Source organism: Bradyrhizobium sp. CCBAU 53421, assembly GCF_015291625.1.
Classification (GTDB): Bacteria; Pseudomonadota; Alphaproteobacteria; order Rhizobiales; family Xanthobacteraceae; genus Bradyrhizobium.
Genome location: NZ_CP030047.1, coordinates 8739100 through 8763091 on the forward strand (window position 1 = coordinate 8739100; position 23992 = coordinate 8763091).

Here is a 23992-nt window from a genome sequence, read left to right on the forward strand (position 1 = left end):
CCCGTAATCTTGCGGCCAATTGTGGGAAGGGAATTGGTAACCATATCACATCCACTATCGCGTCGGATTTTGCCGGCGCAGCCTCCCCTCTCTACCGCCAGGAACCGGGAGACTAGCCAAGATGCCCTCTTGCGCAGGGCCTCTGGATGGTCAAAGTGGCGCGTTCGTGCGGTGCACCAAAGGGCGCCCGCGAGGAGTTTCCGATGATTGGTCTAGTGCTGGTGACCCATGGGCGCCTTGCCGACGAGTTCAGAGCGGCGCTCGAACACGTCATGGGTCCGCAGAAACAAATTGAAGCAATTACGATCGGAGCCGAGGACGATTCCGATCTCTGTCGCAGCGACATCATCGAGGCGGTGAACCGCGTCGATAGCGGCGACGGCGTTGCGATCCTCACCGACATGTTCGGCGGCACGCCGTCGAACCTTGCGATCTCCTGCATGAGCCGCCCGAAGGTGGAAGTGCTCGCGGGCATCAATCTTCCCATGCTGGTCAAGCTCGCCAAGGTTCGCGAGGAGCGCTCGTTGCCCGACGCGATCGCGATGGCGCAGGAAGCCGGCCGCAAATACGTCACCATCGCCAGCCGCGTTCTCGCAGGCAAATGAGCGACGAGGCCCCGGGCGAAAACCATGTCGGCCCGGGCGTGCCAGCGGGCGCCATTTCGCGTGAACTCCTGATCGTCAACAAGCGCGGCCTGCATGCGCGGGCATCGGCGAAGTTCGTCCAGCTGGTCGAGCGCTTCAACGCCGAGGTCTGGGTGACGCGCGGCAGCGAAACCGTCGGCGGCACCTCGATCATGGGCTTGATGATGCTGGCCGCAGGGCCCGGCACCACCGTCATTGTCTCCGCGAAGGGCGACGAAGCGCAGCAGGCGCTCGACGCCATCGCCGAACTCGTCGCCAGCAAGTTCAACGAGGAAGGCACGTAAGGGCCGCCTCGCCCGCTACGCCAAGCGAAAGCCTAGCACCGTCATCCTGAGGAGCGCGAAGCGCGTCTCGAAGGGTCGACGGCCACCAGCGGGGCCGTACATCCTTCGAGGCTCGCTCCGCTCGCACCTCAGGATGACGGGAGCAGCACTGATGTCGCGAAGCGCTACTTCGCCGGCGGCACCAGATAGACTTTCCACGCCGTCGACGGACCGGGATGGCCGTTGAAGAAGCGCATGGTGGTCATCACAAGCGGCTCGGCATTCTTGGCATGCTCCGCCATCCACGCCTCGCAGGGCTGCAGGAACACCGGATCGGTGGTGTCGCAGACGCCGATGAAGCCGAGACGCCTGGCTTCGTCGAGCGAGGTCAGCCCCGACGACCACGCTTCGCCCGGCACCAGCGAGGCCGGATGATCCGGACTGTAGAACGTCATCGGCTCGCCGATGTCGGAGCGCGCGACGACCACCGCCCAGCGCGAATGGAATCTGTCCTGCCAGGTCTGGGTCAGCTCGCGCGCGAGTTCGGAGCGCGCGGCGTAGGTCGAGCCGCCGATCCGGTTGGACGCGATCTCCTGTGTGGCGATGCTGGGCGCGGCGATCAGCGTGGCGATCGTGGCCGCGAACCAGATCGCCGTGATGGCGAACAGCGCCATGCGCGGGAAACGCAGCGAGGGGATCGCAACCAATGCCAGCGGCACCAGGAAGAACAGCGGGATGCCCCAGTCGGTCTTGATGTAGACGGTGAATGCCAGCGCGCCGAGCGGCGGCCCGATCGCGACGATCGACTGGATGATCCAGACGTTGAGCGCCTGCGGAAGATTGACGGCCGGATTGGGTCCGCGCGACCAGATCCGCGCCAGCACGTCCGACGGCCGCCACGGCACCGACCCCAGCAGCAGCGCCACGAGGCCCAGCACGACCGGGATCGCGAGCAGGCCGAGATTGTGCAGGATGTAGCCGATCACGAGCTGGACGTTGAGCTCGCGGCTCGACAGCGCGTAGACGTCGCCGGCGTAGGTGAACGGCACGAAGTTCACCTCCTCCAGCCAGACCAGATGCGGAATCATCGCCACGATCATCGTGCCGATCGCAACCCACGGCGCCGGCGAGCGCAGGAATTGCGTGCGCTGCGGATGGATCAGCGCTGCAAGCCCGATGGCGCCGATCATCGTCACCACCCAGTACTTGGTCATCAGCGCCAGCATGCCGGCAAAACCGAGCCAGAGACCCGATTTGAAACTGCGTTTCTCGAACGCGTTCAGATAGGCCAGCACCAGGAGCGGCAGCGGCACCAGCTGCGCAAGGTCGGCGTTGTATTTGAAGCCCTTGAAATTGAAGATCGGGTAGAGCGCGAGCATCACCACCATGAAGAACGCACGGCGGCGATCGACGACGCGCAGCGCGATCAGCCAGCACACGACAAGCGCGAAGCTGACGGAGGCCATCGCGAGCGCATAGGTCGACCAGTTGGTGACCGGGAAGATCCGGAACCAGACCCCGGCGATCCAGCCCGACAGCGGCGGATGCTTGCCATAGCCGAGCAGGAAGCGCTGGCCCCAGGCATAGGCCTCCGCGACGTCCATGTGGACGTCCTGCGCGGCCTTGAGCTTGACCAGGATCAGCGTCCACAGCAGCGCGTGAACCAGCGCGAAGCCGATCACGAACCACAGGCTGGTCCTGGGATCGATGGCGCGCGAGGCGATCCAGGCGGCGATCCGCCGGATCGTCAGCCTACGGGTGGTACGCCTTGCGGCAGGGAGCGTGGTGGCGGTCGACATGGCCTGTGCCTGAGGCATGACCCGGAAACGTGGAAAGCGGTATTCCGGAAGGGTCATGCCCGAATGGAAGTGGAAGCGCGATGAGTGAATGCTCACCGGCACTTCAGCGCCCTTTAGCGCGTTTTTGTGGCCAGTGAAATCAGCTTGGCGTGAGAATGGCTCAAGAGCGGGATGGCTTTTCTTCGAATCGTCATCCCGCTCTATTTTCTTGTCTCGAGCACGATCTCTTCGGAAAGCCGCGGCACACTTTTCCGGATCATGCTCAAGCCGACCAGTTCACTTTTCGAGAAGCTCCGGCCGGTATTCGAAGTGCATGGTATCGTAGTGGTACCACTTGCCGCCCCAGATGAAGCCGTGGCGCTCGAAGATGTCGACGATCTCGCGCGGCATCCGGTTCTTGTAGGGGATGGTTTTGGCCTTGCCTTCCCCCTTGCCCGCCCACAGCCAGTAATCCGAGACCTTGAGGTTGAGGTCGATCGCCGCCGCATAACCGTGCATGCTCATCCGGCCGGTATCGGCAACAGTGCGACAAGACAGCACACCCGCGATCGGAAAGGCCGCGGCGCGCAGCGCCGGATCGAGCGCGTCGATCTCGGCGGAGACCCGCTTGAGACGCTCGGCGACGCCGTTGACCCGCGTCACCTGGACCGCCTTGCCCCAGGACCGCGGTAGCCAGGTGATCGTCACCAGGTTCCGCCGGACCTCGGCCGTGTTGCAGTCGCCATACATCTTCTTGAAGAAGGCCTCGTTGCGGAAGCGGCCGGGATCGACATTCGGGGCCGGCGGCGCCGCTGGCCCGGACGGATAAGGCAGCCGCATCTGGTCGAGGATCGAGGCATTGCGCAGCAGCTGATCGAACGGCTTGCCGGAGACGCCGTCATCGACCGGCATCACCGTGCCGTCGCGCCAGGTGATCGTGGTGTCGTCATGGGCGGCGAGCGCATCGGGATAGGCGCGCACCAGGCGGTCGAGCATCTCGCTGCTGCTTTGAGCGCGCGCAAGCGGCGGCAGCAGTGTCAGCAAGGCAACGATGCAGGCGGGCCAGCGCGCGGCCATTCAGCGTTTTCCGACCTGATCGATCAGCGCGACGTTGGCCTCCTCGATCGCGTTCAGCTTCGGATTCCAGCTGTTCGGCGCATACCAGGGAAAGCGCGAAAAATACGCCTTTAGATCGGCGGAGTCGAAATAGCGTCCTCGGCGGGCGAAGATCTCGTTGCGCGCGATCCGCAGCTCGTCCCGCGACAGCCGTCGCAGATCGGCGGGCGTCAGTAGACGCCGGTCGGAATCCGGGAAGATGAAGCCGCTCGGCGCGGCACCGCCGCCGGATTCGAAGCGATCGATCAACGCGACATTGGCGCTCTCGATCGCACTGAGCGGCGGATCCCACGAGCGCGGCACGTACCACGCGAACCTGCTGAACCGCGCGGTCAGGTCGGGTGCGTTGAAGTAGCGTCCGCGACGCGCGAAGATCTCGTTGCGCGCAATCCGCAGGTCGTCCTTGCTGAGCGCCCTGAGATCGTTCTCCGACAACAGGCGGCTGTCGGAATCCGGAATGATGAAATCCGATTGCGTGCGCACCGCCGGCGACGCGGATGGCGGCGCGTTCTGCGGCGGCAGCGTCTGCTGCGGCGGGATCACCGTCGCCGGCGGATCGGCGGTCGCGACCTGGTTTGTCAAGTTCTGTGCCGGCGCGTTGCCGGCAAAATAGAACGCGCCGTCGATCGGCGAGGTCGAGACCCAGGGCTGCTGTGCGTTGCCGGTGGCGCGCTTGACGACGAGGCCGACCTGATTGAACGCCTGCAGCACGTCGAGCCCAGGCTTCTGCACGACGTCGACGAGGGCGCGCGTGTAGGGGCTGTGACCGTCATCGCCGTCGAGCGCGACGTTGCCCGGCTGGGTCGCATACGACAGCAGCGTGCCCTCCGGCGCGCGGATCTGGGCGAGGCCACCGTCGGCGGCGCGCAGGCCGCGCCCGCCGAACGGATTGTTCCGGCAGGCGTCGAGGATGACGATGTTGAGCCGGGTGCCCGCGCCTTCCATCTGCCGCAGCACCAGGCCGACGTCGACCATCTGGAAATCGACATCGGCCTCGCGCGTGGGGTTCGCGGAGACCGGCACCAGATAGTTCGTGCCGCGAACCTGGATGCCGTGGCCGGCGTAATAGAACAGCGCGACATCCGCCCCCATCAGCTGGCTGCCGAAGCGCTGGATCGCGGCATCGAAGCCGGCCTTGTCGAGATCGACCTGGGCCTGCCCGCCGATGAGCGCAAAGCCGAGCCGCTGCAGCGTGCCGGCCACGAGCTCGGCATCGTTCTTCGGGTTCTGCAGCCGCGGCACGTTCTGGTAGGCCGAATTGCCGATCACCAGCGCGACACGCTTGTCGGCGGCCGCCGGCGCCGCGAACAACACGGCGAGCAATCCGGCGGCGAGAAGGGTCCAGCGCATCGTCAAATCCACGATTTTCGGGCCGCCAGACCTAGCAGAAACATGCCCGAAAATCGATCATTGCAACCCTGCCGGAAACGCCCCCGTGATTCGCCGTCACACCCCTGCAAAATACCGCAATATGGTTGCCCGCGCGGGGGTGCGGATGCTATCCCGCGCCCCATGACAACTGCCCCGATTTCGAACATCCGCAACTTCTCCATCGTCGCCCATATCGACCATGGAAAATCGACCCTTGCCGACCGCCTGATCCAGATGACGGGCGGCCTGTCGGATCGCGAAATGGCGGGCAAGGAGCAGGTGCTCGATTCGATGGATATCGAGCGCGAGCGCGGCATCACCATCAAGGCACAGACCGTCCGGCTGAACTACCGCGCCAAGGACGGCGAGGATTACATCTTCAACCTGATGGACACGCCCGGCCACGTCGACTTCGCCTACGAGGTCTCGCGGTCGCTGGCGGCCTGCGAGGGTTCCCTGCTGGTGGTCGACGCCAGCCAGGGCGTCGAGGCGCAGACGCTCGCCAACGTCTACCAGGCGCTCGACAACAATCACGAGATCGTGCCGGTCCTGAACAAGGTCGACCTGCCCGCGGCCGAGCCCGAGAAGGTCAAGCAGCAGATCGAGGACGTGATCGGCATCGACGCCTCGGACGCCGTGATGATCTCGGCCAAGACCGGCGTCGGCGTGCCCGACGTGCTGGAAGCGATCGTCACCCGCCTGCCGCCGCCGAAGGGCGACCGCGACGCGACCTTGAAGGCGCTGCTCGTCGACAGCTGGTACGACGTCTATCTCGGCGTGGTCGTGCTGATCCGCGTGGTCGACGGCGTGATGAAGAAGGGCCAGCGCATCCGCATGATGGGCACGGGTGCGGCCTACGACATCGAGCGCGTCGGCTTCTTCACGCCGAAGATGCAGCAGGTCGACGAGCTCGGCCCCGGCGAGATCGGCTTCATCACCGCGGCCATCAAGGAAGTCGCCGACACCCGCGTGGGCGACACCATCACCGACGACCGGAAGCCGGTCACCGAAATGCTGCCGGGCTTCAAGCCGGCGATCCCGGTGGTGTTCTGCGGCCTGTTCCCGGTCGACGCCGACGATTTCGAGACGCTGCGCGCGGCGATGGGCAAGCTGCGCCTGAACGACGCCAGCTTCTCCTTCGAGATGGAAACCTCCGCCGCGCTCGGCTTCGGCTTCCGCTGCGGCTTCCTCGGGCTGCTGCACCTCGAGATCATCCAGGAGCGGCTGTCGCGCGAGTTCGATCTCAACCTGATCGCGACCGCGCCAAGCGTCATCTACAAGATGAAGCTGACCGACGGCACCGAGCTCGAGATCCACAACCCGGTCGACATGCCCGACGTGGTCAAGATCGCCGAGATCGAAGAGCCGTGGATCGAGGCGACGATCCTCACGCCGGACGAATATCTCGGCAGCGTGCTGAAGCTGTGCCAGGACCGCCGCGGCGCGCAGAAGGAGCTCACCTATGTGGGTTCGCGCGCGATGGTGAAATACGATTTGCCGCTCAACGAAGTGGTGTTCGACTTCTACGATCGCCTGAAGTCGGTGTCCAAGGGCTATGCCTCGTTCGATTATCATCTGACCGACTACAAGCCGGCCGACCTGGTCAAGATGCAGATCCTGGTCAACGCCGAGCCGGTCGACGCGCTGTCGATGCTGGTGCATCGGACCCGCGCCGAAGGCCGCGGCCGCGCCATGGTCGAGAAGATGAAGGAACTGATCCCGCCGCACATGTTCCAGATCCCGATCCAGGCGGCGATCGGCGGCAAGGTGATCGCGCGCGAAACCGTTCGCGCGCTGCGCAAGGACGTCACCGCGAAGTGCTACGGCGGCGACATCACGCGCAAGCGCAAGCTTCTGGAGAAGCAGAAGGAAGGCAAGAAGAAGATGCGGCAGTTCGGCAAGGTCGACATCCCGCAGGAAGCCTTCATCGCCGCGCTCAAGGTGGACAGCTGAGGCGCGGTCACCGCCGCGCCTGTTCCGCCCTAACCGAAAATCTCGAAAACAACCCCATGCACAGTAGCCGGATAGCTGACGCGCTGTCGCAGGCGCGCTTGTTGCCCGTCCTTGTCCCAGCAACAAAACGCACCATGATTTGAATCGCCATCGCAGGGCGGCCCGACTAAGCTTCGACCATGTTGCGCATCCTGTCCCTCCTTGTCGTCATCCTCGCATTGCTGCAGCCGGACCTGAGCTCGGCCGCGTCCTCGAAAAAGCGGCACGGCTCTACCCGCTGGCATGGCTATGGCTTCCTGCCCGGCTACCGGCAGCCGCCCAATCAGACCATTCCGGTGCTCGGTCCGCGCGGCGCCGCCCGCGGCTACCCGGACTTTTCGCCTGAGTATTACTATGGCGGCGATTGGCACTATTTCGGCCGGCCCGGCTTCCATGGCGGCGGGCGCTACAATGGCGGCAGCTACGGCCCGTGCTGGGTCTGGACGCCGATCGGACGCGCTTGGCAGTGCGGCTAGCCGCGCGTCGCTGCGACATTCTTGCGCATGCAACGCACAATCCGTTGATCCCGGAATGAGAGGCATGTTGCCCGTCATATTGCCCCTGGACCTCGGATAGGCCACCATCCCTACTGCGCGCACCACAACAAACAACAGCGCCGGGGAAACGCATGAGCAAGGACGCTCGGTTCGACTATGGCTGGGTCGTCGTCGGCGCGGGCGCGCTGATGACCTGCGTCGGCTTCGGCACCATGCTGTCGCTCGCCGTGTTCCTGCAGCCGATCTCGGATGCGATGGGCTGGTCGCGTGCCGGCGTCTCGGCGGCCGCGACGCTGGATTTCCTCTGCATGGGTTTTGCGGCGTTCGCCTGGGGCGCGCTGTCCGACCGCTTCGGCACCCGCATCCTGGTGCTGGCGGGCAGCGTGCTGCTCGGGCTTGGCGTCGTGACGGCAAGCCAGGCGCAGAGCCTGTGGCAATTCCAGCTCTGCTTCGGCGTGCTGATCGGGATCGCCGCCGGCAGCTTCTATGCGCCGATGATGGCGCTTGCCAGCGCCTGGATCGACAAGCATCGCAGCCTCGCCGTCGCCCTGGTGTCGGCCGGCATGGGCGTGTCGCCGCTGACGGTCGCACCATCCGCGAGCTGGCTGATCACGGCCTATGACTGGCGCTTCGCGATGCTCGTGATCGGCATCGCCGCATGGGCGCTCTTGATCCCCGCATCGTTCCTGGTGCGCCCGGCGCCGCAGGGATCGAACGTCGCGATGCCGACCGCGGCAAGCGCGCCGCGAGCGGAATGGACCGTGGCGCAGGCGCTGCGCACGCCGCAATTCATCACGCTCGCGTTGGCGCATTTCGCCTGCTGCGCGGCGCATTCCGGCCCGATCTTCCACATGGTGTCCTACGCCATGGTGTGCGGCATCGCGCCGCTCACCGCGGTCACGGTCTACAGCCTCGCCGGCTTTTCCGGGCTCGGCGGACGCCTGCTGCTCGGCGTGCTGGCGGACCGGCTCGGCGCCAAGCCGGTTTTGGTCGGCGGCCTCCTGGTCCAGGCGCTGTCGATCGCGACCTATCTTGCGGTGGCGCAGCTCGGCCAGTTCTACGCGCTGTCTGTCGTGTTCGGCCTCGCCTATGGCGGCGTGATGCCGCTCTATGCCGTGCTGGTGCGCGAGTTCTTCGGCGCGCGCATCATGGGCACCGTGTTCGGCGCGGTGTCGGCCTTCGCGAGTCTGGGCATGTCGCTCGGGCCATGGGCCGGCGGTTATGTGTTCGACACGTTCCATGGCTACACATGGCTGCACGCCGGTTCCTTCGCGATCGGCCTTGCCGCGGTTGCGGTGGCGCTGAGCTTCTCGACCAAGCGCCAGCCGTCGCTCGATCTTGGCCGCGCCGCCGCCTGAGCGCGGACGCATCGTCGATCGCGCGAAGGCGCCGCGCGCGGATGGCTGATCTGCGCATCATCCCGCCTTGCCCTCCCTTGCCGGATGAGCCACCATCGCTTGGCCGCCCAACAAGAACGACAGAAGGCGCCGAGGACACGCATGAACAAGCCGCAGGGAGTAGACCTTGTCGAGCGGGCGCGCGCGCTGGCGCCTTTGATCATCAGCGAAGCCGACGAGATCGAACGGACGCGGCGGCTGACGCCTTCGGTCACCGCGGCCCTGGTCGACAACGGGCTGTATCGCGCGCTGCTGCCGAAGCGTTTCGGCGGCGCCGAGGCGACGCTGGACGCCTTCATGCAGATGCAGGAGGAGATCGCCAAGGCCGACGCCTCGACTGCGTGGTGCCTTGGCCAGTGCAGCGTCTGCGCCATGACCGCGGCCTATCTCGAGCCCGACGCCGCAAACGAGATCTTCAACACCGCGCCCGGCATCCTCGCCTGGGGCGCGATCGCCCACGAAGTGCGCGCCGAGCCCGGCGGCTACCGCGCCAGCGCGCGCTGGGATTTCGCCTCGGGCTCACGGCAGGCGAGCTGGCTCGGCGCTCATGTTCGCGTCGTCGAGGCCGACGGCTCGCCGCGCAGGAAGGCGGACGGTTCGCCGGAGATCCGCACCATCCTGTTCCCGATGTCGTCAGCTACGATGTACGACGTCTGGGACGTGATCGGCCTGAAAGGCACCGGCACCGATTCCTACTCGGTCGACAATCTCTTCATCCCGGAAAAATTCGCCGCGCTGCGCGACGATCCCGCCGCGTGCCGCGAACCGGGCCCGCTCTACAAGCTCTCCACCAACATGGTGTTCAGCATGGGCTTTGCCGCCACCTCGCTCGGCGTCGCCCGCGCCATGCTGGATGCGGCAACCGAGCTTGCCCGCGGCAAGACCCCGCAAGGCCTCAAGGCAATGCGCGACAACAACGCCGTGCAGGGCCAGATCGGCCGCACCGAGGCGAGCCTGCGCGCCGCGCGCGCCTATCTGTATGCGACGGCGAACGACGTCTGGAGCGATCTCGCCCGCGGTGAAGCGATCAGCGAGGCGCATCGCATCGCGATCCGTATCGCCTCGACCTGGACCATCCACCAATCCGCCGCGGTGGTCGACGTCGCCTATCACATGTCGGGCGCGACGGCGGTGTTCGCGAAAAATCCGTTCGAGCGCCGGTTTCGCGACATGCACGCGATCGCGCAGCAGATCCAGGCCCGCGACACCCAGTACGAGGACGCCGGCAAGGCGATCCTGGCGGGCAATCTCTCCGCGCCGCCGACCGCGCGATAAAGGCGTGATGAAGTCAGATTGAACCGGGGGCGTGGTCTCATCAATCCGCAGTGTCGGCTCTGCCCCTTAAGACCTGACATCGCCGGTAACCACGGCATGCGGGTTTGGGCCAAGGGCGGACGTTCGGATGTGGAGCATCAATCCTAAGCCGCAGGCGAGCCGCTGCGTTGATGAAACAGCCGAGGTGCGCCGTCCGGAAGTAGCCCGTAAGCCTGGAGCACGGCGTAAACGAGTGCCGCTAGAACTATGAAGCCGACAATGCGATTTAGTTTGAACATATCGCTAGCCGCACTTTGGAATGAGGCCAAGGAGAGGCAAACTTAGGAAGCCGCCGCCCGGGCAGATCAACGTTTATCGATTGCGATAACCGATATCCGCCACCGGTACGATGCGTCATGAAGTCTGCTGCGGGTCAAAGCCGCGAATAGCGACCGAACCCTAGGAGCTTCCGCTTCACTTCGGAGAGCCGACGTTCTCGATGGCCAGACCGCCAGCCATGAGCCGAACCGGACCTGTCTCAAACCGCGCGTCGCTGCGCGATTCTGGCAAACGCCGCGGCCCGGGACAAGCCACGATCATGGCTGGCAGCCAGGATCGCGGGAGCGTTCTCTTTTGTCCGCCGCCGGTGTTTGATCGCGACCGGCGGGAGGACGGGCGATGCGGGGATCCCTCGGCGAGAAGATCAACCAGGGCGGCACGGCGGACATCCACGCCTGGGCGCCGGGTCAGATCGTCAAACTGTTCAAGGAAGGTTTTCCGCCGCAGCTCGTCCGGCAAGAGGCACGGATGACCCGGGCGGTCTTCGCCGCCGGCGTGCCTGCGCCGGAGGTGTTCGGCGAGGTGACGCTCGACGGACGCTTCGGCATCGTGCTCGGCCGCCTCGACGGACCGACACTGCTGCAGGTCACGCGCAGCGGCGCCGTGACGTTCGCCCAGGCCGGCGCGATCCTTGCGTCCCTCGTCCTGTCCGTTCACAGGATGTCGCCGCCGCCGGAGGCCTTGCATCTACGACGCTGGATGGACATCGCCTTCAGGGACTCAGGTGACATCGTGCCCGAGCACATCGCCTCCGGTATCCTCGCGCTGATCGACCGCCTGCAGCAGCCGGGGGACTTGCTGTGCCATGGCGACATCCACCCTAACAACGTGATCATGACTGCGGACGGTCCGCGGCTGATCGACTGGACCTTTTCGATCCGCGCGCCCGCGGCCTTCGATCACGGGCACTTTCACATCAACCTGACCGAGCTCGCCCTCGACGTCACCGACAATCCGCAGCGGCCGCTTGCGGTCTACGCGGCCGCGCAAGCCGAATACGCGCGGCTGTCCGGCATCCCGACAGCGGCGCTGAAGCAAGCGATGGAGACCTGGCTGCCGATCGCGATCGTCCGCTACTTCCTGCTGATAGGCGGGCCGACAAGCGAGCGATGGCGGCGAATGATGCAGCGCGCCGAAGCGGCCCTGCGCCCGCAGGACTGAATCCTTCATCGCGCGCGCGTGGCCGTCGATGCGGCTGCTCGGTGTCGGCTTCGGGTCAAGAGCCATCGATCGCGACCGAACCCGGGCACTTCCAGACCGTCAACTATGGGCCGGAAGCAGAAGTCCGCGAGAATTGGCAACAGCGTGAATTTGTCAGGGCCCCGGTCGGTGCCTTCGTTGGGCAAATACAACGTTCGACATTGTTCGTTCGCCGTGTTTCCGGCCGTCGCACCTTGATTATCAGAGCCGTCGCACTATCAGGCCTATCTTACAAGAGGCAGGGTGATCTCGAATGTTGAACCCTGCGGCCCCGATTTGCCAAGAACCAAACGGCCGTTATACCTCTCGATGATCGTGCGGCATATCGCTAGTCCCAATCCCATGCCCGCCGGCTTGGTCGTAAAGAACGCCTCAAATACGCGGTCCTGATCCTGCGGAGGCACTCCAATGCCAGTATCCTGGATGGACAGGAGAACGAACGAATTTCGCTCGATCCGCGTATCAACGTTCAATCGGCGGCCGTCGCGGGGAGTGAAGACCATCGCGTCGATGGCGTTTTTTAACAGGTTCAGAATTACTTGCTGCAGCTGTACCGGATCCGCATGCACGAAAGGCGCTTCGACTCGAAAGTCCGTCACGACGAGGACCTCGTTGAACTGCAATTCGTGCTGCAGCAGCCGTAACACCTGTCGCGCGACACCCTCGATGCTGATCATGGCCGGTTGATCGGTCGCATCCTTGAACAGCCTGCGAACGCTTTTGATTGTCTCGCTTACCCTGAGGCTGGCTTCGCCAATATCTTTGAGAATGGCAACTACCTCTTCGAGCCGGGGAGGTTGTGCGACAAGCACCTCCTGAGCAGCGTCTGCGTTTAACGTGATTGACCCCAGCGGCGACCTTATTTCATGAGCAATTGCCGCAGTGGCTGCATCTATACTCACGAAGCGATTGGCGCGCTCGCGCCGCTGCATCACCAGGGCGCTGGCCAGCCGCGAATAGAGGACGGTCATTTCTGTGACCAGTACGGACAGCAGCAAGCAGCTCGCGATCAGGGCGAAGCCGCGAGCGGTGTACCAACCTACGGAAAACCGAGCCGAGCCAGCATATGCCGCCACCAGAAAGTTAGGGACCGCGGCAAACAACGTGACCATCAGCCATAGGTCGAGCACTGTGCGTCTACGGACAAAAAGCACGAGGAGTACGAAGCAACCCAGTAGCGCGAGGCCTACGTTGAATTGATTGCTGAGTGGCGTCTGCAGCATGAGACCTGTGGTGAAGAATCTCGGCAGATGCTCGACTTCGCCTATCGCCAGCCACGACAGAACAGCTATTGTCGCCACTACACATATCAGCGTGATCGCGATGCTTGCCGTCGTCGACCGGCGCGAGGTCTTTCCCTTATCCTTGAGCAGCGCATAGGCAAGGACACTTAGTGGAAATGTGGTGTACCAAAGTACGAAGAACCAAGCCGGCGTGTTGTAGACGTCCCCTATGAGCCCGTTGGGTGCATAGCTGCCCGGAAAACTCAAAGTCTGCAGAAAGGCAAACGAGCCAGCGAAGATGTATCCACTCGCCACGACCAGCAAGGCGCGGTGCGGCTGCACCGAATATTGAGCGAATAAGAGGATTGCCGTTAGCAGATCAGCCGCGCTCAATACCGTCTGAACGACCGGGAGAAAGCTGTCAATTCTGCCAATTTGTAGGCTCACGAAAGGAGCGATAAGCGCTGAAACGGCCAGCATACCGGCCACGACACTGACAGCTATCGCTCGGTGTCGGGGGGTATAAGGCATCAAAGCGACCACTATCGGAGGGTCGTGATCCGCAGCGAGCGCAAACTGACGGGTATCCGCGTTCAGCATTGTGGCCTCGTCTATCCCCGATGTTAGCAGCATATCGAAGGTTTCGGCATTCGATTAAATGCCTGCGCCAGGTCATTCTCAGCCGATTTCAACGTGGCATCGCGATGTCTGCTCGTTCTCCGGAAGCGGACATCGGATCGCTGGCGTTTATGAGCGCACGGCCGCGAGCAGGCTGCGCTCCAACTCCCGCTTACGGGGATGGCTGGGGTCGCCTGTCGCGAATCGCATCGTGGAGCGAGCCCCCAACCGCCGCAAGCAGGAGAGGCGAAGCGAGTCCCCGGTCGAACTGCTTCAACCCAATCTCATCGCGCTTTAGCCGCCCAGTACGAAAGTAGCACCAGCGGCAACGGTCGCGGCGCGAACTTTCGGCGGCGCAACATCCGGTTGTTAAGCTTTTTCTGAGAGTTTGCGGACGGCGCTAATGCCTGGAGTTCCACTGGCCCCATGTTCAAGCTTCGATCGATTGCCGCCCGCCTGATCCTGGCGATTTCACTGACCGTTGCGGTCGCCTGCGCCATCCTCGGCGGCTTCTCCATCAGCCAGCAGCGGGCACTGACACGGCTCGCGCTCGATCAGCAGCTCAAGCTGCAATATGACAGCGTGATTGCAGCGATCGACTACGAGGGCCGCACCGCGCTCGCGGTCTCGGCGGTCATCGCCGCGTTGCCGCCGGTCGAGGATGCCATCGCCAAGGGCGACCGCGATGGCCTCGGCAGGCTGCTCGGCGCGCCCTGGGCCGCGATCAAGGCGCAGGGCATCCCGCTGATCTCGTTCTGGCAGGCCCCGGCGACCAGCTTCTACCGGGTCCACACGCCAAAAATCTTCGGCGACGACGCCTCCACACGGCGCATAACCGTGGTGGAATCGATCAAGGCCGGCAAGCCGATCGTCGGCGTAGAGCCCGCCCGCGAAGCCCTTTCGATCTTCGGCATGACCCCGGTCATGCACGACGGCAAGACGCTGGCCAATGTCGACATCGGCGTCGCCTTCGGCAAGGAATTCGTCGATCGCGCCAAGAAGCGCTTCGGCATCGACCTCGCCGTGCATTCCTTCGACGGCAAGACCTTCAAGCGGCTATCCTCGACCTTCGGCGACAGTGTGGTTGCGACCGAGGACGAGCTCAAGAATGTGATGAACGGCGCGGCGCTGCTGCGCGACGCAACGCTCGATGGCCACGCGGTCGAGCTCTATCTCGGGCAGATCAAGAACTATGCCGGCGAACCGGTCGCCGTGCTCGAGATCGTCAAGGACACCAGCGACTATGAAGCCGCCGCGGCGAGCGCGCAGCGCAATCTGATCCTCGGCACCGTCGCGATCCTGGCCGCGGCCGTGCTGCTCGCATTCCTGCTCGGCCGCGGCCTGTCGCGGCCGCTCGCCGCGATCACCGCGGTCATGAACCGCCTGTCCAGCGGCGACACCGGCGTCACGATCCCCGGCAGCGAGCGCCGCGACGAGCTCGGCACGATGGCGAAGGCGGTCGACGTGTTCCGCCGCAGCATGATCGAGACCTCCTCGCTGCGCGATGCGCAGGAGGCGGACAAGGTGAAGGCAGCGGCCGACAAGCAGGCGCTGCAGCGGCAGATGGCCGACCGCTTCGAATCCGACGTCAAGGGCATGGTCGCCGCCGTCGCGCAGTCGTCGAGCGCCATGCAGCGCGTCGCGGGCGAGATCACCACCAGCGTCAACGGCACCTCCGAACGGACCGCGGCGGCGGCCGCCGCGTCCGAGGAGGCGTCGGCGAGCGTCAATGCGGTCGCGGCCGCAACCGAGGAGCTGGCCTCCTCGATCACCGAGATCGGCCGCCAGGTCACCCATTCCAGCCGCGTCGCCGACAATGCCGTGGCCAAGGCGATGGAGACCACGGAGATGGTGACGAGTCTCGCCGCATCCGCGGAGAAGATCGGCGACGTGCTGCGCCTGATCAGCGCGATCGCCAGCCAGACCAATCTGCTGGCGCTCAACGCCACCATCGAGGCTGCCCGCGCCGGCGAGGCCGGCCGCGGCTTTGCCGTGGTCGCCGCCGAGGTGAAGGAATTGGCGAGCCAGACCGCGAAGGCGACCGACGAGATCGCCGGCCAGGTCGGCGCGATCCAGTCCGCCACCGGCAATTGCGTCAGCGCGATCGGCGACATCAGCGGCACCATCCGCGAGATCTCGGGCATCGCCACCGCGATCGCGGCCGCCGTCGAGCAGCAGGACTCGGCGACGCGGGAGATCGCCCGCAGCGTACAGCAGGCGTCGTCCGGGACCGTCGAGGTCTCCGCCAATATCGCGGGCGCGAGCGAAGCCGCCGGCCAGTCCCGCGCCCTCACCGGCAATGTGCTGGATACCTCAAGCCAGCTCGGCGATCACGCCTCCGCGCTGTCGCACAGCGTGGACACGTTCCTCGCCGGATTGCGCAACGCGGCCTGAGCGGTCGCGGTCTGGATGACGTTCAAGGCGCTGTGGTAGACAGACGCGGGACGTCCTCCTCGCGGAGCCTACCATGCGCAAGCCGGCGACATCGACCAGCAAGGCGGCACGACGACCGCAAGCGAAGGCTGATGCGCTGTTCGACGCCTATCCTGCCCCCGTGAAGACAAAACTGCTGGCGCTGCGGCGCCTGATCTTCGAGATCGCGAAGACAACCAAGGGCGTCGGCGCGCTGGAAGAGACGCTGAAATGGGGGCAGCCGAGCTATCTCACGCCGGAGACCGGCAGCGGCAGCACGGTCCGGATCGATCAGGTGAAGCCGGCCGCCGACCAGGTCGCGGTCTATTTCCACTGCCAGACCAATCTGGTCGAGACTTTTCGCGAGCTCTATCCCGAGCTCAAATACAGCGGCAACCGCGCGATCCTGCTCGATGTCGCGGGCAAGCTCCCCGAGCCGGCGCTGCGCCACTGCGTGGCGCTGGCGCTGACGTATCATCTCAACAAGCGGACGACTGGCAGCGGCAAGTAACCCACCCGTCATTGCGAGCGAAGCGAAGCAATCCATGCCTCCGCGTGTGCGGGACGATGGATTGCTTCGTCGCTTCGCTCCTCGCAATGACGCTATGGCAACGACCGTTCCTACGCCGCCGTCGCGACGCGCTGCGCCCTCAACAGGCTGATGACCTCGGCGTTCGGCCGGGCGCGGCTGAACAGAAAACCTTGGCCCTCGTGGCAGCCTTCGGCGCGCAGGCAGCTCAGCTCCGCCTCGGTCTCGACGCCCTCGGCGGTGATGGTGACGCCGAGCCCGACGCCGAGGCTGACGATCGAGCGCACGATCGCCTGCGCGTCTGGGTTGGCGCCGAGGTCGCGCACGAACGACTGGTCGATCTTGATCTTGTCGAACGGAAAGCTGCGCAGATAGCTCAGGCTCGAATAGCCGGTACCGAAATCGTCCATCGACATCCGCACCCCGAGCGCGCGCAGCGCATGCAGCGTCGCCAGCACCTGGCTGCTCTTCTCGAGCAGCAGCGTCTCGGTGATCTCGAGCTCGAGCCGCCGCGCCGGCAGGCCGGATTGCCGCAGCGCGTCGGTGACCAGCGCCAGCAAATTGCCGGTGCGGAATTGCAGCGGCGACAGATTGACCGCGACGCGCACGTCGTCGGGCCACTGCGCCGCGTCCATGCAGGCGCGATGCAGCATCAGCGAACCGAGCGGATTGATCAGGCCGGTCTCCTCGGCCACCGGGATGAACTCGCCGGGCGAGATCATGCCGCGCTCCGGATGCGGCCAGCGCACCAGCGCCTCGAAGCCGGTGATGCGCCCGCTGGTGAGATCGACCAGCGGCTGGTAATAGGGTTGCAGGCCCTCATTCTGGATCGCATCGCGCAGATCGATCTCGATCTTGCGGCGGCTCTGCGCGCGCGCATCCATCTCGGCCTCGAAGAACGAGAAGGTGCCGCGGAATTCGCTCTTGGCGCGCGACAGCGCCATGTCGGCGCTCTTCAACAGCTTCTCGGAATCCTCGCCGTCGCCGGGCGACATCGCGATCCCGATGCTGGCGCCGACCACCACCGAATGGCCGTCGAGCAGATAGGGCTCGCCGATCGCATCCAGGATCCGCCGCGCCAGCAGCACCGCATCCTCGGGCCGCATCACGCCGCCCTGCACGATGGTGAATTCATCGGAGTTGAGCCGGGCCAGCGCGTCTTCCTCGCGCAGCGTCGAGCGCAGCCGCTTGGCGACTCCGCGCAACAGCTTGTCGCCGATGCCGTGGCCGAGCGTGTCGTTGACCGCCTTGAAATTGTCGAGCCCGAGCATCAGCACCGCGACCTTGTCGGTGGAGCGGCGGGTGTGCTGCAGCATGTCTTCCATCTGCTGGCGCAGCAGATTGCGGTTCGGCAGGCCGGTCAGGCTGTCGTGCTGGGCCATGAAGGCGAGCCGCGCCTCGGCGCGCTTGCGCTCGGTGATGTCCATCAGCGCGAGCAGCATCGCCGGCTGGTCGCCATGCATCAGCTGGCGCGAATAGATCGCAAGATCGATCAGCGTGCCGTCCGCGCGCACATGCTTCCAGGTCCGCGCCGCCTGCTCGTCGCTGCTGCGGCCTGCGGCCCAGGGCAGCTCGGCATCGAACGCCTGCAGGCTCCTGATCGTCATCTTCTCGAATTCGGCACGCACATAACCATAATGCGCGATCGCGGCGTCGTTGACGGCGAGGATCCTTTCGCCGTCGAGCGCGCACAGGATCATCGGCACCGGATTGCCGTCGAACAGCAGGCGGAACGACGCCTCGCGCTGCTTCAGTTCGGTGATGTCGACGCGCAGGCCGACGATGCCGCCATCCGAGGTCAGCCGCTCCTCGATCAGCACCACGCGGCCATCGGCGAGCACCTGCTCGTGCCGCTCGCCCGGCCGGTACATCTTTGCGAGCCGCTCGGCGATCCACGCCTCCTCGCGGCCGGCGGCCTCGGGATAGTCGCCGCGCGCGACGCCGATGCGGATGGTATCTTCCAGGCGCGCGCCGTGTTCGAACAGGTCGGAACTGCGCTTGTAGATTTCCGAGTATTTCTTGTTCCAGAGAGTATAGCGGCCTTCGGGGTCGAGGAACACGATGCCTTGCGGCAGGATGTCGATCGCCTCGCGCAGCCGCGCATTGGACTTGCGGGCCTCGGCGATCGCGGCATCGGCCTGCGCGCGCTGGCGCACCAGTTCGCCGATCTCGACGGCTGCGCGGCGCGAACCGCCGGACATTTTCGGCAACGGTCTCGGCCGGCGGCCCTGAGGACCTGACAGTTTGGCCTGCTTCGGTTTCTTGGTCTTTTTCGGCCGCATCATTGCTATCGCACGCCCACGCGCATTCCAGTTCGGTGACATTTCTGCGATAAGTCTCTGAAAAATTGGTATCTCTCGGCGAATGGCTGCGCTGGCTGAGAAAGCCGTCCATGCCTGCTTTGCGGGCGAGTTCACGCCCAACGCGAGGGGCTGGTACTGCGCAAGCGGCGCTCCGCCCCAATTTGCGGCGTGGAAGCGCCACGGCGTGGTGAAGGAAGAGTAAACCCGTGCGCGTCTGCACAATGAATGCGCGAAACGCTGCAACCGCGACAATGCTTGTCAGCGTGCGACAGGGTTATCGCGCGGTAAACGCGCGACCGGACTGACGCGTTTTTGTCACGCGAACCGATCCACTTCGTTCGAAAACGCTTTTAGTTAGTGATCTCGATCCGCGTGCCGCCGCGGCCGTTGCGTTCGACCAGCCCGTAGAGCTGCGCCGCGTGCGAGGGATTGAGGCGCACGCAACCATGCGAGACCGGCCCGCCGAGACGCGTGAGCTCGTAGGTGCCGTGGATGGCGAAGCCGCCGTGGAAGAAGATCGCGTACGGCATCGGCGAATTGTAGTATTTCCGCGAGTACCAGCGGCGCGCCATCATCTGCGGGCGGAACACGCCGCTCGGCGTGCCGTAGCCGCGGCGCCCGGTCGACACCGGCCAGTTGTAGCGCGTCATGCCGTCGACGCTGACCGCCATGCGCTGCGATGATTTATCGATGTGAACGACGATGTCGGCTTTCGCCGGCGAGAATGCCAATGTCGACGCGGCAATCGCGGCGGCACATGCCGGCCGTACGCAAGATACGCTTGTCATAATAACGCCAGCCCTGAAATTATCGTGCGCATGATGTCGCCTGCAACGTGTGCTTGTAAAGTGGCGTGGATCACATGCGGGTCGGGAAGCCGCGGGTAATCTTAATCCGCCTTGTGGGCGATCAAGCAAATGGGATGAAAGCGCGGTTCGCCTGCTTCGAATCCATGTTAGCGTTGCGCAGACAGAGTGATCCGAATGACACCCCGCCTGCGTCTGATCCCGCTCCTGATCCTATCCCTCCTCGCCGGCAGCATCTCCGCGCGCGCGCAGGACAAGGGCTCGCTCAATCCGCAGCCATTGCCGCCGCTCGCTAACCCTAGCGATCCGACGATTGGAGCGAAGCAGCTGTTCGCGCGCAAGGTGTTGCCGGCGGCGATGCCGACCCAATCGATCGGCGGCTACACCAAGGGCTGTCTCGCCGGAGCCGCGCAGATGCCGCTCAATGGCGACACCTGGCAGGTGATGCGCCTGTCGCGCAATCGCTATTGGGGCCACCCCGCCATGGTCGCGCTGCTGAAGCGGCTGGCCGCCAACGCCCACAGGGACGCCGGCTGGCCCGGCATCCTGGTCGGCGATATCGGCCAGCCACGCGGCGGCCCCGCGCTCTCGGGCCATGCCAGCCACCAGATCGGGCTCGACGCCGACATCTGGCTGACGCCGATGCCGGACCGCAAATTGTCGCGCGAGGATCGCGAGGAGATGTCCGCAGTGATGATGGTGCGCGACGACCGGCTCGATATCGATCCGCGCGTGTTCACGCCGGCTCATGTGCTGGTCATCCGCGATGCCGCGCGCGAGCCCGCCGTGCAGCGCATCTTCGTCAATCCCGCGATCAAGAAGGCGCTGTGCCGCGAGGCCAAGGGCGACCGCCGCTGGCTGTCAAAGATCCGGCCGTGGTGGGGCCACGACTACCACTTCCATATCCGCATGCGCTGTCCGCCAGGCAGCCCTGCGTGCGAGGCGCAGAAACCGCAGACGGAAGGCGAAGGCTGCAAGCCTTCCGATCTCGCCTTCTGGTTCAAGGACTCGGTGCTGCATCCGAAGCCTCCGCCGAAGCCGCCGAAACCGCGCCCGCCGATGACGCTGGCGCAGATGCCGGCGGCCTGCAAGACGGTGCTGGACGCAGCCGACGCCAAACAGCAGCTGCCAGGGCAATAACATCTTCGTCAGGCGGCTATGCCGGCCGGCTTGAACTGCGTTATGATCCCGCGTCGTCGCGCCGTAAGCGCGATCGAGCGATGGATCGGGGCCGCTGATCTATTTTCATCCGTCACAATTGCATTGGATCAGACATGCGCACATCGCTCCTCGCCGCATCGCTGCTGCTTGCCTCAGTTCCCGCCTTCGCGGCGGAGGAGCCGAGCGGCTGCGACAAGTTCAAATGGTCGATCGACCGCGCGCGCGCCGCGCTCACCGCGCCCGATCGCGCCAAGCTCGCCTCGGGCAGCGAACAGGCCGCTCTGCCGCCAACCGCCATCACGCTGGCGCTGGTCGCCCCCGCCGATGCCAAATTGCCGACCCCGCCGGAGCGCGCGCCGAAGGACGGCACCTTCGCCGGCTTCACCAGCTTCAAGGCCGCGCCGAAGGCCGGGCTCTATACCGTCAGCCTGTCGGCCGGCGCCTGGGTCGACCTGGTGCAGGACGGGCACTTCCTGAAGCCGAAGGCGTTCAGCGGCGCGACCGACTGCGACGGTATCCGCAAGACCATGAAATACAACCTCGCCGCCAGCCCGTTCGTGCTGCAGGTCAGCGGCTCGAAGGACAATTCGCTGTCGATCGCGATCCAGCCGTCGGACGAATAGGGCGCCCTGTTAGACAAACGGTCGCCTTTACCGTAAGTCCCAGCCTGCTATGTTTGCAGTGCGATATCCCCGAGGACCGTAAGTCCTTCGGAGACCAGCGGAACAGCGCTTTCCGTCCGTCGCGCCCAGACCCCACCAACGCCTGATTTGCGCGTGCCGTTCGCGCGCGAGCTCGCACGGAGCGCTTTCGATGTCACGACTTTCAATTTCACGACTTGCCGGACTTTTCACTGCCTTCGTCATCCTGCTCGGCGCGATCCATTCGCCCGCGCGCGCCGAAGACAAGACCCTCACCGTCTTTGCCGCAGCCTCGATGAAGAATGCGCTCGACGAGATCGATGCGGCCTACACCGCCAAGACCGGCGTCAAGATCAGCGCCAGCTATGCCGCGAGCTCGGCGCTCGCAAAACAGATCGAGCAGGGCGCGCCGGCCGACGTGTTCGTCTCCGCCGACACCGACTGGATGGACTATGCGATCAAGCAGAAGAACGTCAATGAAGCGACGCGGGTGAACCTGCTCGGCAATTCGATCGTGCTGATCGCGCCGAAGGATTCCAAGATCGACAACGTCAACATCGCACCCGGCTTCGATCTCGCCAAGCTCGCCGGCGACGGCAGGATCGCGACCGGCGACGTCAAGGCGGTGCCGGTCGGCAAATACGCCAAGGCCGCGCTCGAGAAGCTCGGCGCCTGGCAGGCGGCGGAGCCGAAATTCGCGATGGCCGAGAGCGTGCGCGCGGCGTTGACGCTGGTGGCGCGCGGCGAAGCCGTGCTCGGCATCGTCTATTCGACCGACGCCAAGGTCGAACCGGGCGTCAAGATCGTCGGCACCTTCCCGGCCGACACCCATCCCACGATCATCTATCCGGTCGCGGCGACCACGACCGCGAAGCCCGAGACCACCGACTACCTCGCCTTCCTGCGCTCGTCCGCGGCGAAGACGATCCTCGAGAAGTACGGCTTCAAGTTCCTGATCAGCCCGACGACTTAATCGCGTGTTCGAGATCTCGCCGACCGAATGGACGGCGATCCTGCTGTCGCTGCGGGTCGCCATCATCGCAACGCTGGTGGCGACCCCGTTCGGGATCGCGCTCGCCTGGCTGCTGGCGCGGCGCGATTTCTGGGGCAAGTCGCTGCTCGATGCCGCGGTGCATCTGCCGCTGGTGCTGCCGCCCGTCGTCACCGGCTATTTGCTGCTGCTGACCTTCGGCAAGCGCGGCCTGGTCGGCGGCTGGCTGGCCGATCACCTCGGCATCGTGTTCGCATTCCGCTGGACCGGCGCCGCGCTTGCCTGCGGCGTAATGTCGTTTCCGCTGCTGGTGCGCCCGATCCGCCTGTCGATCGAAGCGGTCGACCGCCGCCTCGAGCAGGCGGCCGAGACGCTCGGCGCCGCGCCCTGGCGGGTGTTCGCAACCGTGACGCTGCCGCTGGCGCTGCCTGGCGTGCTGGCCGGCATGGTGCTCGGCTTTGCCAAGGCGATCGGCGAGTTCGGCGCTACCATCACCTTCGTCTCCAACATCCCCGGCGAGACCCAGACCATTTCATCGGCGATCTATTCGCTGATCCAGACACCCGACGGCGACGCCGCGGCGGCGCGGCTCGTGATCATCTCGGTCGTGCTCGCGGTCGGCGCGTTGATCGCCGCCGAAGTGTTCGCGCGCCGCGCCACCGCGCGCCTGCACGGGCAATAGAGCATGCTGCGCGTCGACATCACCAAGCAGCTCGGCGAATTCACGCTCGCGGCGTCGTTCAGCAGCGAGGGCCGCGTCACCGGCCTGTTCGGCGCGTCCGGCTCCGGCAAGACCTCGCTCATCAACACGATCGCAGGGCTGGTGCGTCCCGATCGCGGCACCATCGTGATCGACGGCGAGACGGTCGACGATACGTCGGCCGGCATTCACGTCCCGACATATCGCCGCCGGATCGGCTACGTGTTCCAGGACGCGCGGCTGTTTCCGCATCTTAGTATCAGGCAGAACCTCGACTATGGCCGCCGGATGAACGGCCTCACCGAGGATCCCGCGCAGCACAAGCGCGTCGTCGACCTGCTCGACATCGGCGCCTTGCTCGACCGCCGCCCCGGAAAGCTCTCCGGCGGCGAACGCCAGCGCGTCGCGCTCGGCCGCGCGCTGCTGTCCAGGCCGCGGCTGCTGCTGCTGGACGAGCCGCTCGGCGCGCTCGACGAAAGCCGCAAGCTCGAGATCCTGCCCTATCTGGTCCGGCTGCGCGACGAGGCCGGCGTCCCGATGGTCTATGTCAGCCACGACGCGGCCGAGCTGCGCCAGCTCGCCACCCAGATCGTGATGCTGCGTCGCGGCCAGGTCACCGCGTTCGGCGGTGTCAAGGTGTTGACGGGCGGCACCTAGAGCTACGGTTCTGGTCTCGAGGCGTTTTCTTCACGCGAACCGGTGCCCACTTCGCTCGAAAACGCCCCGGCTGGCCGTTTTTCCGAAAGTCGGCATAAGA

The 23992-nt window shown here is 65.2% G+C and carries 20 protein-coding genes; 14 read left to right on the plus strand and 6 right to left on the minus strand.

Features of this window, described 5'->3' with window-relative positions:
• The first annotated feature begins 203 nt into the window (after positions 1–203).
• Positions 204–605 carry a PTS sugar transporter subunit IIA gene (locus XH92_RS40445; RefSeq protein WP_021076632.1) on the plus strand — a complete coding sequence of 134 codons (402 nt, stop codon included), beginning with the start codon at positions 204–206 and terminating at the stop codon, positions 603–605.
• Positions 602–928 (plus strand): HPr family phosphocarrier protein, encoded by a 327-nt coding sequence (locus XH92_RS40450; protein ID WP_194457007.1) that lies wholly within the window; start codon positions 602–604, stop codon positions 926–928. Before XH92_RS40445 ends, XH92_RS40450 begins: the two co-directional genes overlap by 4 nt.
• 164 nt (positions 929–1092) lie before the next feature.
• Here the strand turns inward: XH92_RS40450 and XH92_RS40455 are convergent, their stop codons facing one another.
• From XH92_RS40455 to XH92_RS40465, 3 genes are all read right to left on the minus strand, one after another.
• Positions 1093–2706: a glycosyltransferase family 39 protein gene (locus XH92_RS40455; protein WP_194457008.1), complete on the minus strand. Its 1614-nt coding sequence runs from the start codon at positions 2704–2706 to the stop codon at positions 1093–1095.
• A 276-nt stretch (positions 2707–2982) separates the two neighbouring features.
• Positions 2983–3762: a M15 family metallopeptidase gene (locus tag XH92_RS40460; RefSeq protein WP_194457009.1), complete on the minus strand. Its 780-nt coding sequence runs from the start codon at positions 3760–3762 to the stop codon at positions 2983–2985.
• The gene (locus XH92_RS40465) at positions 3763–5151 is read right to left on the minus strand and encodes a YARHG domain-containing protein (RefSeq protein WP_194457010.1); all 1389 of its coding nucleotides are present in this window, start codon (positions 5149–5151) and stop codon (positions 3763–3765) included.
• A gap of 162 nt (positions 5152–5313) precedes the next feature.
• Between XH92_RS40465 and lepA the strand changes: the two genes are divergently transcribed.
• The 5 genes from lepA to XH92_RS40490 all read left to right on the plus strand — a co-directional run bounded on the left by lepA (position 5314) and on the right by XH92_RS40490 (position 11812).
• The gene (gene lepA, locus XH92_RS40470; protein WP_194457011.1) at positions 5314–7125 is read left to right on the plus strand and encodes a translation elongation factor 4; all 1812 of its coding nucleotides are present in this window, start codon (positions 5314–5316) and stop codon (positions 7123–7125) included.
• 179 nt (positions 7126–7304) lie between these two features.
• Entirely contained in the window at positions 7305–7640 is a 336-nt protein-coding gene (locus XH92_RS40475) for a hypothetical protein (RefSeq protein ID WP_194457012.1), read from the plus strand.
• 152 nt (positions 7641–7792) lie between these two features.
• Positions 7793–9019, plus strand: a complete 1227-nt coding sequence (locus tag XH92_RS40480; RefSeq protein WP_194457013.1) for an MFS transporter — start codon at positions 7793–7795, stop codon at positions 9017–9019.
• A gap of 141 nt (positions 9020–9160) precedes the next feature.
• A complete protein-coding gene (locus XH92_RS40485) occupies positions 9161–10333 on the plus strand; it encodes an acyl-CoA dehydrogenase family protein (protein WP_194457014.1) in 1173 nt (390 codons plus the stop codon).
• 657 nt (positions 10334–10990) lie between these two features.
• On the plus strand, positions 10991–11812 hold the full coding sequence (locus XH92_RS40490) for a phosphotransferase (protein WP_194457015.1): 822 nt from the start codon (positions 10991–10993) through the stop codon (positions 11810–11812).
• A 263-nt stretch (positions 11813–12075) separates the two neighbouring features.
• On the opposite strand, the gene XH92_RS40495 is transcribed toward XH92_RS40490, so the two are convergent.
• Positions 12076–13674 carry an MASE4 domain-containing protein gene (locus tag XH92_RS40495; protein WP_194457016.1) on the minus strand — a complete coding sequence of 533 codons (1599 nt, stop codon included), beginning with the start codon at positions 13672–13674 and terminating at the stop codon, positions 12076–12078.
• A gap of 444 nt (positions 13675–14118) precedes the next feature.
• Here XH92_RS40495 and XH92_RS40500 point away from each other — a divergent pair, with 444 nt between their 5' ends.
• Positions 14119–16086 (plus strand): methyl-accepting chemotaxis protein, encoded by a 1968-nt coding sequence (locus tag XH92_RS40500; protein ID WP_194457017.1) that lies wholly within the window; start codon positions 14119–14121, stop codon positions 16084–16086.
• A gap of 73 nt (positions 16087–16159) precedes the next feature.
• The gene (locus tag XH92_RS40505; protein WP_194457018.1) at positions 16160–16615 is read left to right on the plus strand and encodes a DUF1801 domain-containing protein; all 456 of its coding nucleotides are present in this window, start codon (positions 16160–16162) and stop codon (positions 16613–16615) included.
• A 110-nt stretch (positions 16616–16725) separates the two neighbouring features.
• Here the strand turns inward: XH92_RS40505 and XH92_RS40510 are convergent, their stop codons facing one another.
• Positions 16726–18918, minus strand: coding sequence for a bifunctional diguanylate cyclase/phosphodiesterase (locus XH92_RS40510; protein WP_194457019.1), 2193 nt, complete (start codon positions 18916–18918; stop codon positions 16726–16728).
• Positions 18919–19286: 368 nt separating this feature from the next.
• Positions 19287–19724, minus strand: a complete 438-nt coding sequence (locus tag XH92_RS40515; protein WP_246788079.1) for a L,D-transpeptidase — start codon at positions 19722–19724, stop codon at positions 19287–19289.
• 195 nt (positions 19725–19919) lie between these two features.
• Between XH92_RS40515 and mepA the strand changes: the two genes are divergently transcribed.
• The 5 genes from mepA to modC all read left to right on the plus strand — a co-directional run bounded on the left by mepA (position 19920) and on the right by modC (position 23892).
• Entirely contained in the window at positions 19920–20882 is a 963-nt protein-coding gene (gene mepA / locus XH92_RS40520; RefSeq protein ID WP_194457020.1) for a penicillin-insensitive murein endopeptidase, read from the plus strand.
• 134 nt (positions 20883–21016) lie between these two features.
• On the plus strand, positions 21017–21526 hold the full coding sequence (locus tag XH92_RS40525; RefSeq protein ID WP_194457021.1) for a hypothetical protein: 510 nt from the start codon (positions 21017–21019) through the stop codon (positions 21524–21526).
• 205 nt (positions 21527–21731) lie between these two features.
• Positions 21732–22517, plus strand: a complete 786-nt coding sequence (gene modA, locus XH92_RS40530; protein WP_194461669.1) for a molybdate ABC transporter substrate-binding protein — start codon at positions 21732–21734, stop codon at positions 22515–22517.
• Between the two features lie 4 nt (positions 22518–22521).
• Entirely contained in the window at positions 22522–23217 is a 696-nt protein-coding gene (gene modB / locus XH92_RS40535) for a molybdate ABC transporter permease subunit (protein ID WP_194457022.1), read from the plus strand.
• Between the two features lie 3 nt (positions 23218–23220).
• Positions 23221–23892: a molybdenum ABC transporter ATP-binding protein gene (gene modC, locus XH92_RS40540; RefSeq protein WP_194457023.1), complete on the plus strand. Its 672-nt coding sequence runs from the start codon at positions 23221–23223 to the stop codon at positions 23890–23892.
• The last annotated feature ends 100 nt before the right edge of the window (positions 23893–23992 follow it).

Excerpts from the sequence above, each read along its gene's own strand:
- XH92_RS40445 (WP_021076632.1), top strand. The coding sequence starts at position 204 with ATGATTGGTCTAGTGCTGGTGACCCATGGGCGCCTTGCCGACGAGTTC.
- XH92_RS40450 (WP_194457007.1), top strand. The coding sequence starts at position 602 with ATGAGCGACGAGGCCCCGGGCGAAAACCATGTCGGCCCGGGCGTGCCA.
- XH92_RS40455 (WP_194457008.1), bottom strand. The coding sequence starts at position 2,706 with ATGTCGACCGCCACCACGCTCCCTGCCGCAAGGCGTACCACCCGTAGG.
- XH92_RS40460 (WP_194457009.1), bottom strand. The coding sequence starts at position 3,762 with ATGGCCGCGCGCTGGCCCGCCTGCATCGTTGCCTTGCTGACACTGCTG.
- XH92_RS40465 (WP_194457010.1), bottom strand. The coding sequence starts at position 5,151 with ATGCGCTGGACCCTTCTCGCCGCCGGATTGCTCGCCGTGTTGTTCGCG.
- lepA (WP_194457011.1), top strand. The coding sequence starts at position 5,314 with ATGACAACTGCCCCGATTTCGAACATCCGCAACTTCTCCATCGTCGCC.
- XH92_RS40475 (WP_194457012.1), top strand. The coding sequence starts at position 7,305 with ATGTTGCGCATCCTGTCCCTCCTTGTCGTCATCCTCGCATTGCTGCAG.
- XH92_RS40480 (WP_194457013.1), top strand. The coding sequence starts at position 7,793 with ATGAGCAAGGACGCTCGGTTCGACTATGGCTGGGTCGTCGTCGGCGCG.
- XH92_RS40485 (WP_194457014.1), top strand. The coding sequence starts at position 9,161 with ATGAACAAGCCGCAGGGAGTAGACCTTGTCGAGCGGGCGCGCGCGCTG.
- XH92_RS40490 (WP_194457015.1), top strand. The coding sequence starts at position 10,991 with ATGCGGGGATCCCTCGGCGAGAAGATCAACCAGGGCGGCACGGCGGAC.
- XH92_RS40495 (WP_194457016.1), bottom strand. The coding sequence starts at position 13,674 with ATGCTGAACGCGGATACCCGTCAGTTTGCGCTCGCTGCGGATCACGAC.
- XH92_RS40500 (WP_194457017.1), top strand. The coding sequence starts at position 14,119 with ATGTTCAAGCTTCGATCGATTGCCGCCCGCCTGATCCTGGCGATTTCA.
- XH92_RS40505 (WP_194457018.1), top strand. The coding sequence starts at position 16,160 with ATGCGCAAGCCGGCGACATCGACCAGCAAGGCGGCACGACGACCGCAA.
- XH92_RS40510 (WP_194457019.1), bottom strand. The coding sequence starts at position 18,918 with ATGATGCGGCCGAAAAAGACCAAGAAACCGAAGCAGGCCAAACTGTCA.
- XH92_RS40515 (WP_246788079.1), bottom strand. The coding sequence starts at position 19,724 with ATGACAAGCGTATCTTGCGTACGGCCGGCATGTGCCGCCGCGATTGCC.
- mepA (WP_194457020.1), top strand. The coding sequence starts at position 19,920 with ATGACACCCCGCCTGCGTCTGATCCCGCTCCTGATCCTATCCCTCCTC.
- XH92_RS40525 (WP_194457021.1), top strand. The coding sequence starts at position 21,017 with ATGCGCACATCGCTCCTCGCCGCATCGCTGCTGCTTGCCTCAGTTCCC.
- modC (WP_194457023.1), top strand. The coding sequence starts at position 23,221 with ATGCTGCGCGTCGACATCACCAAGCAGCTCGGCGAATTCACGCTCGCG.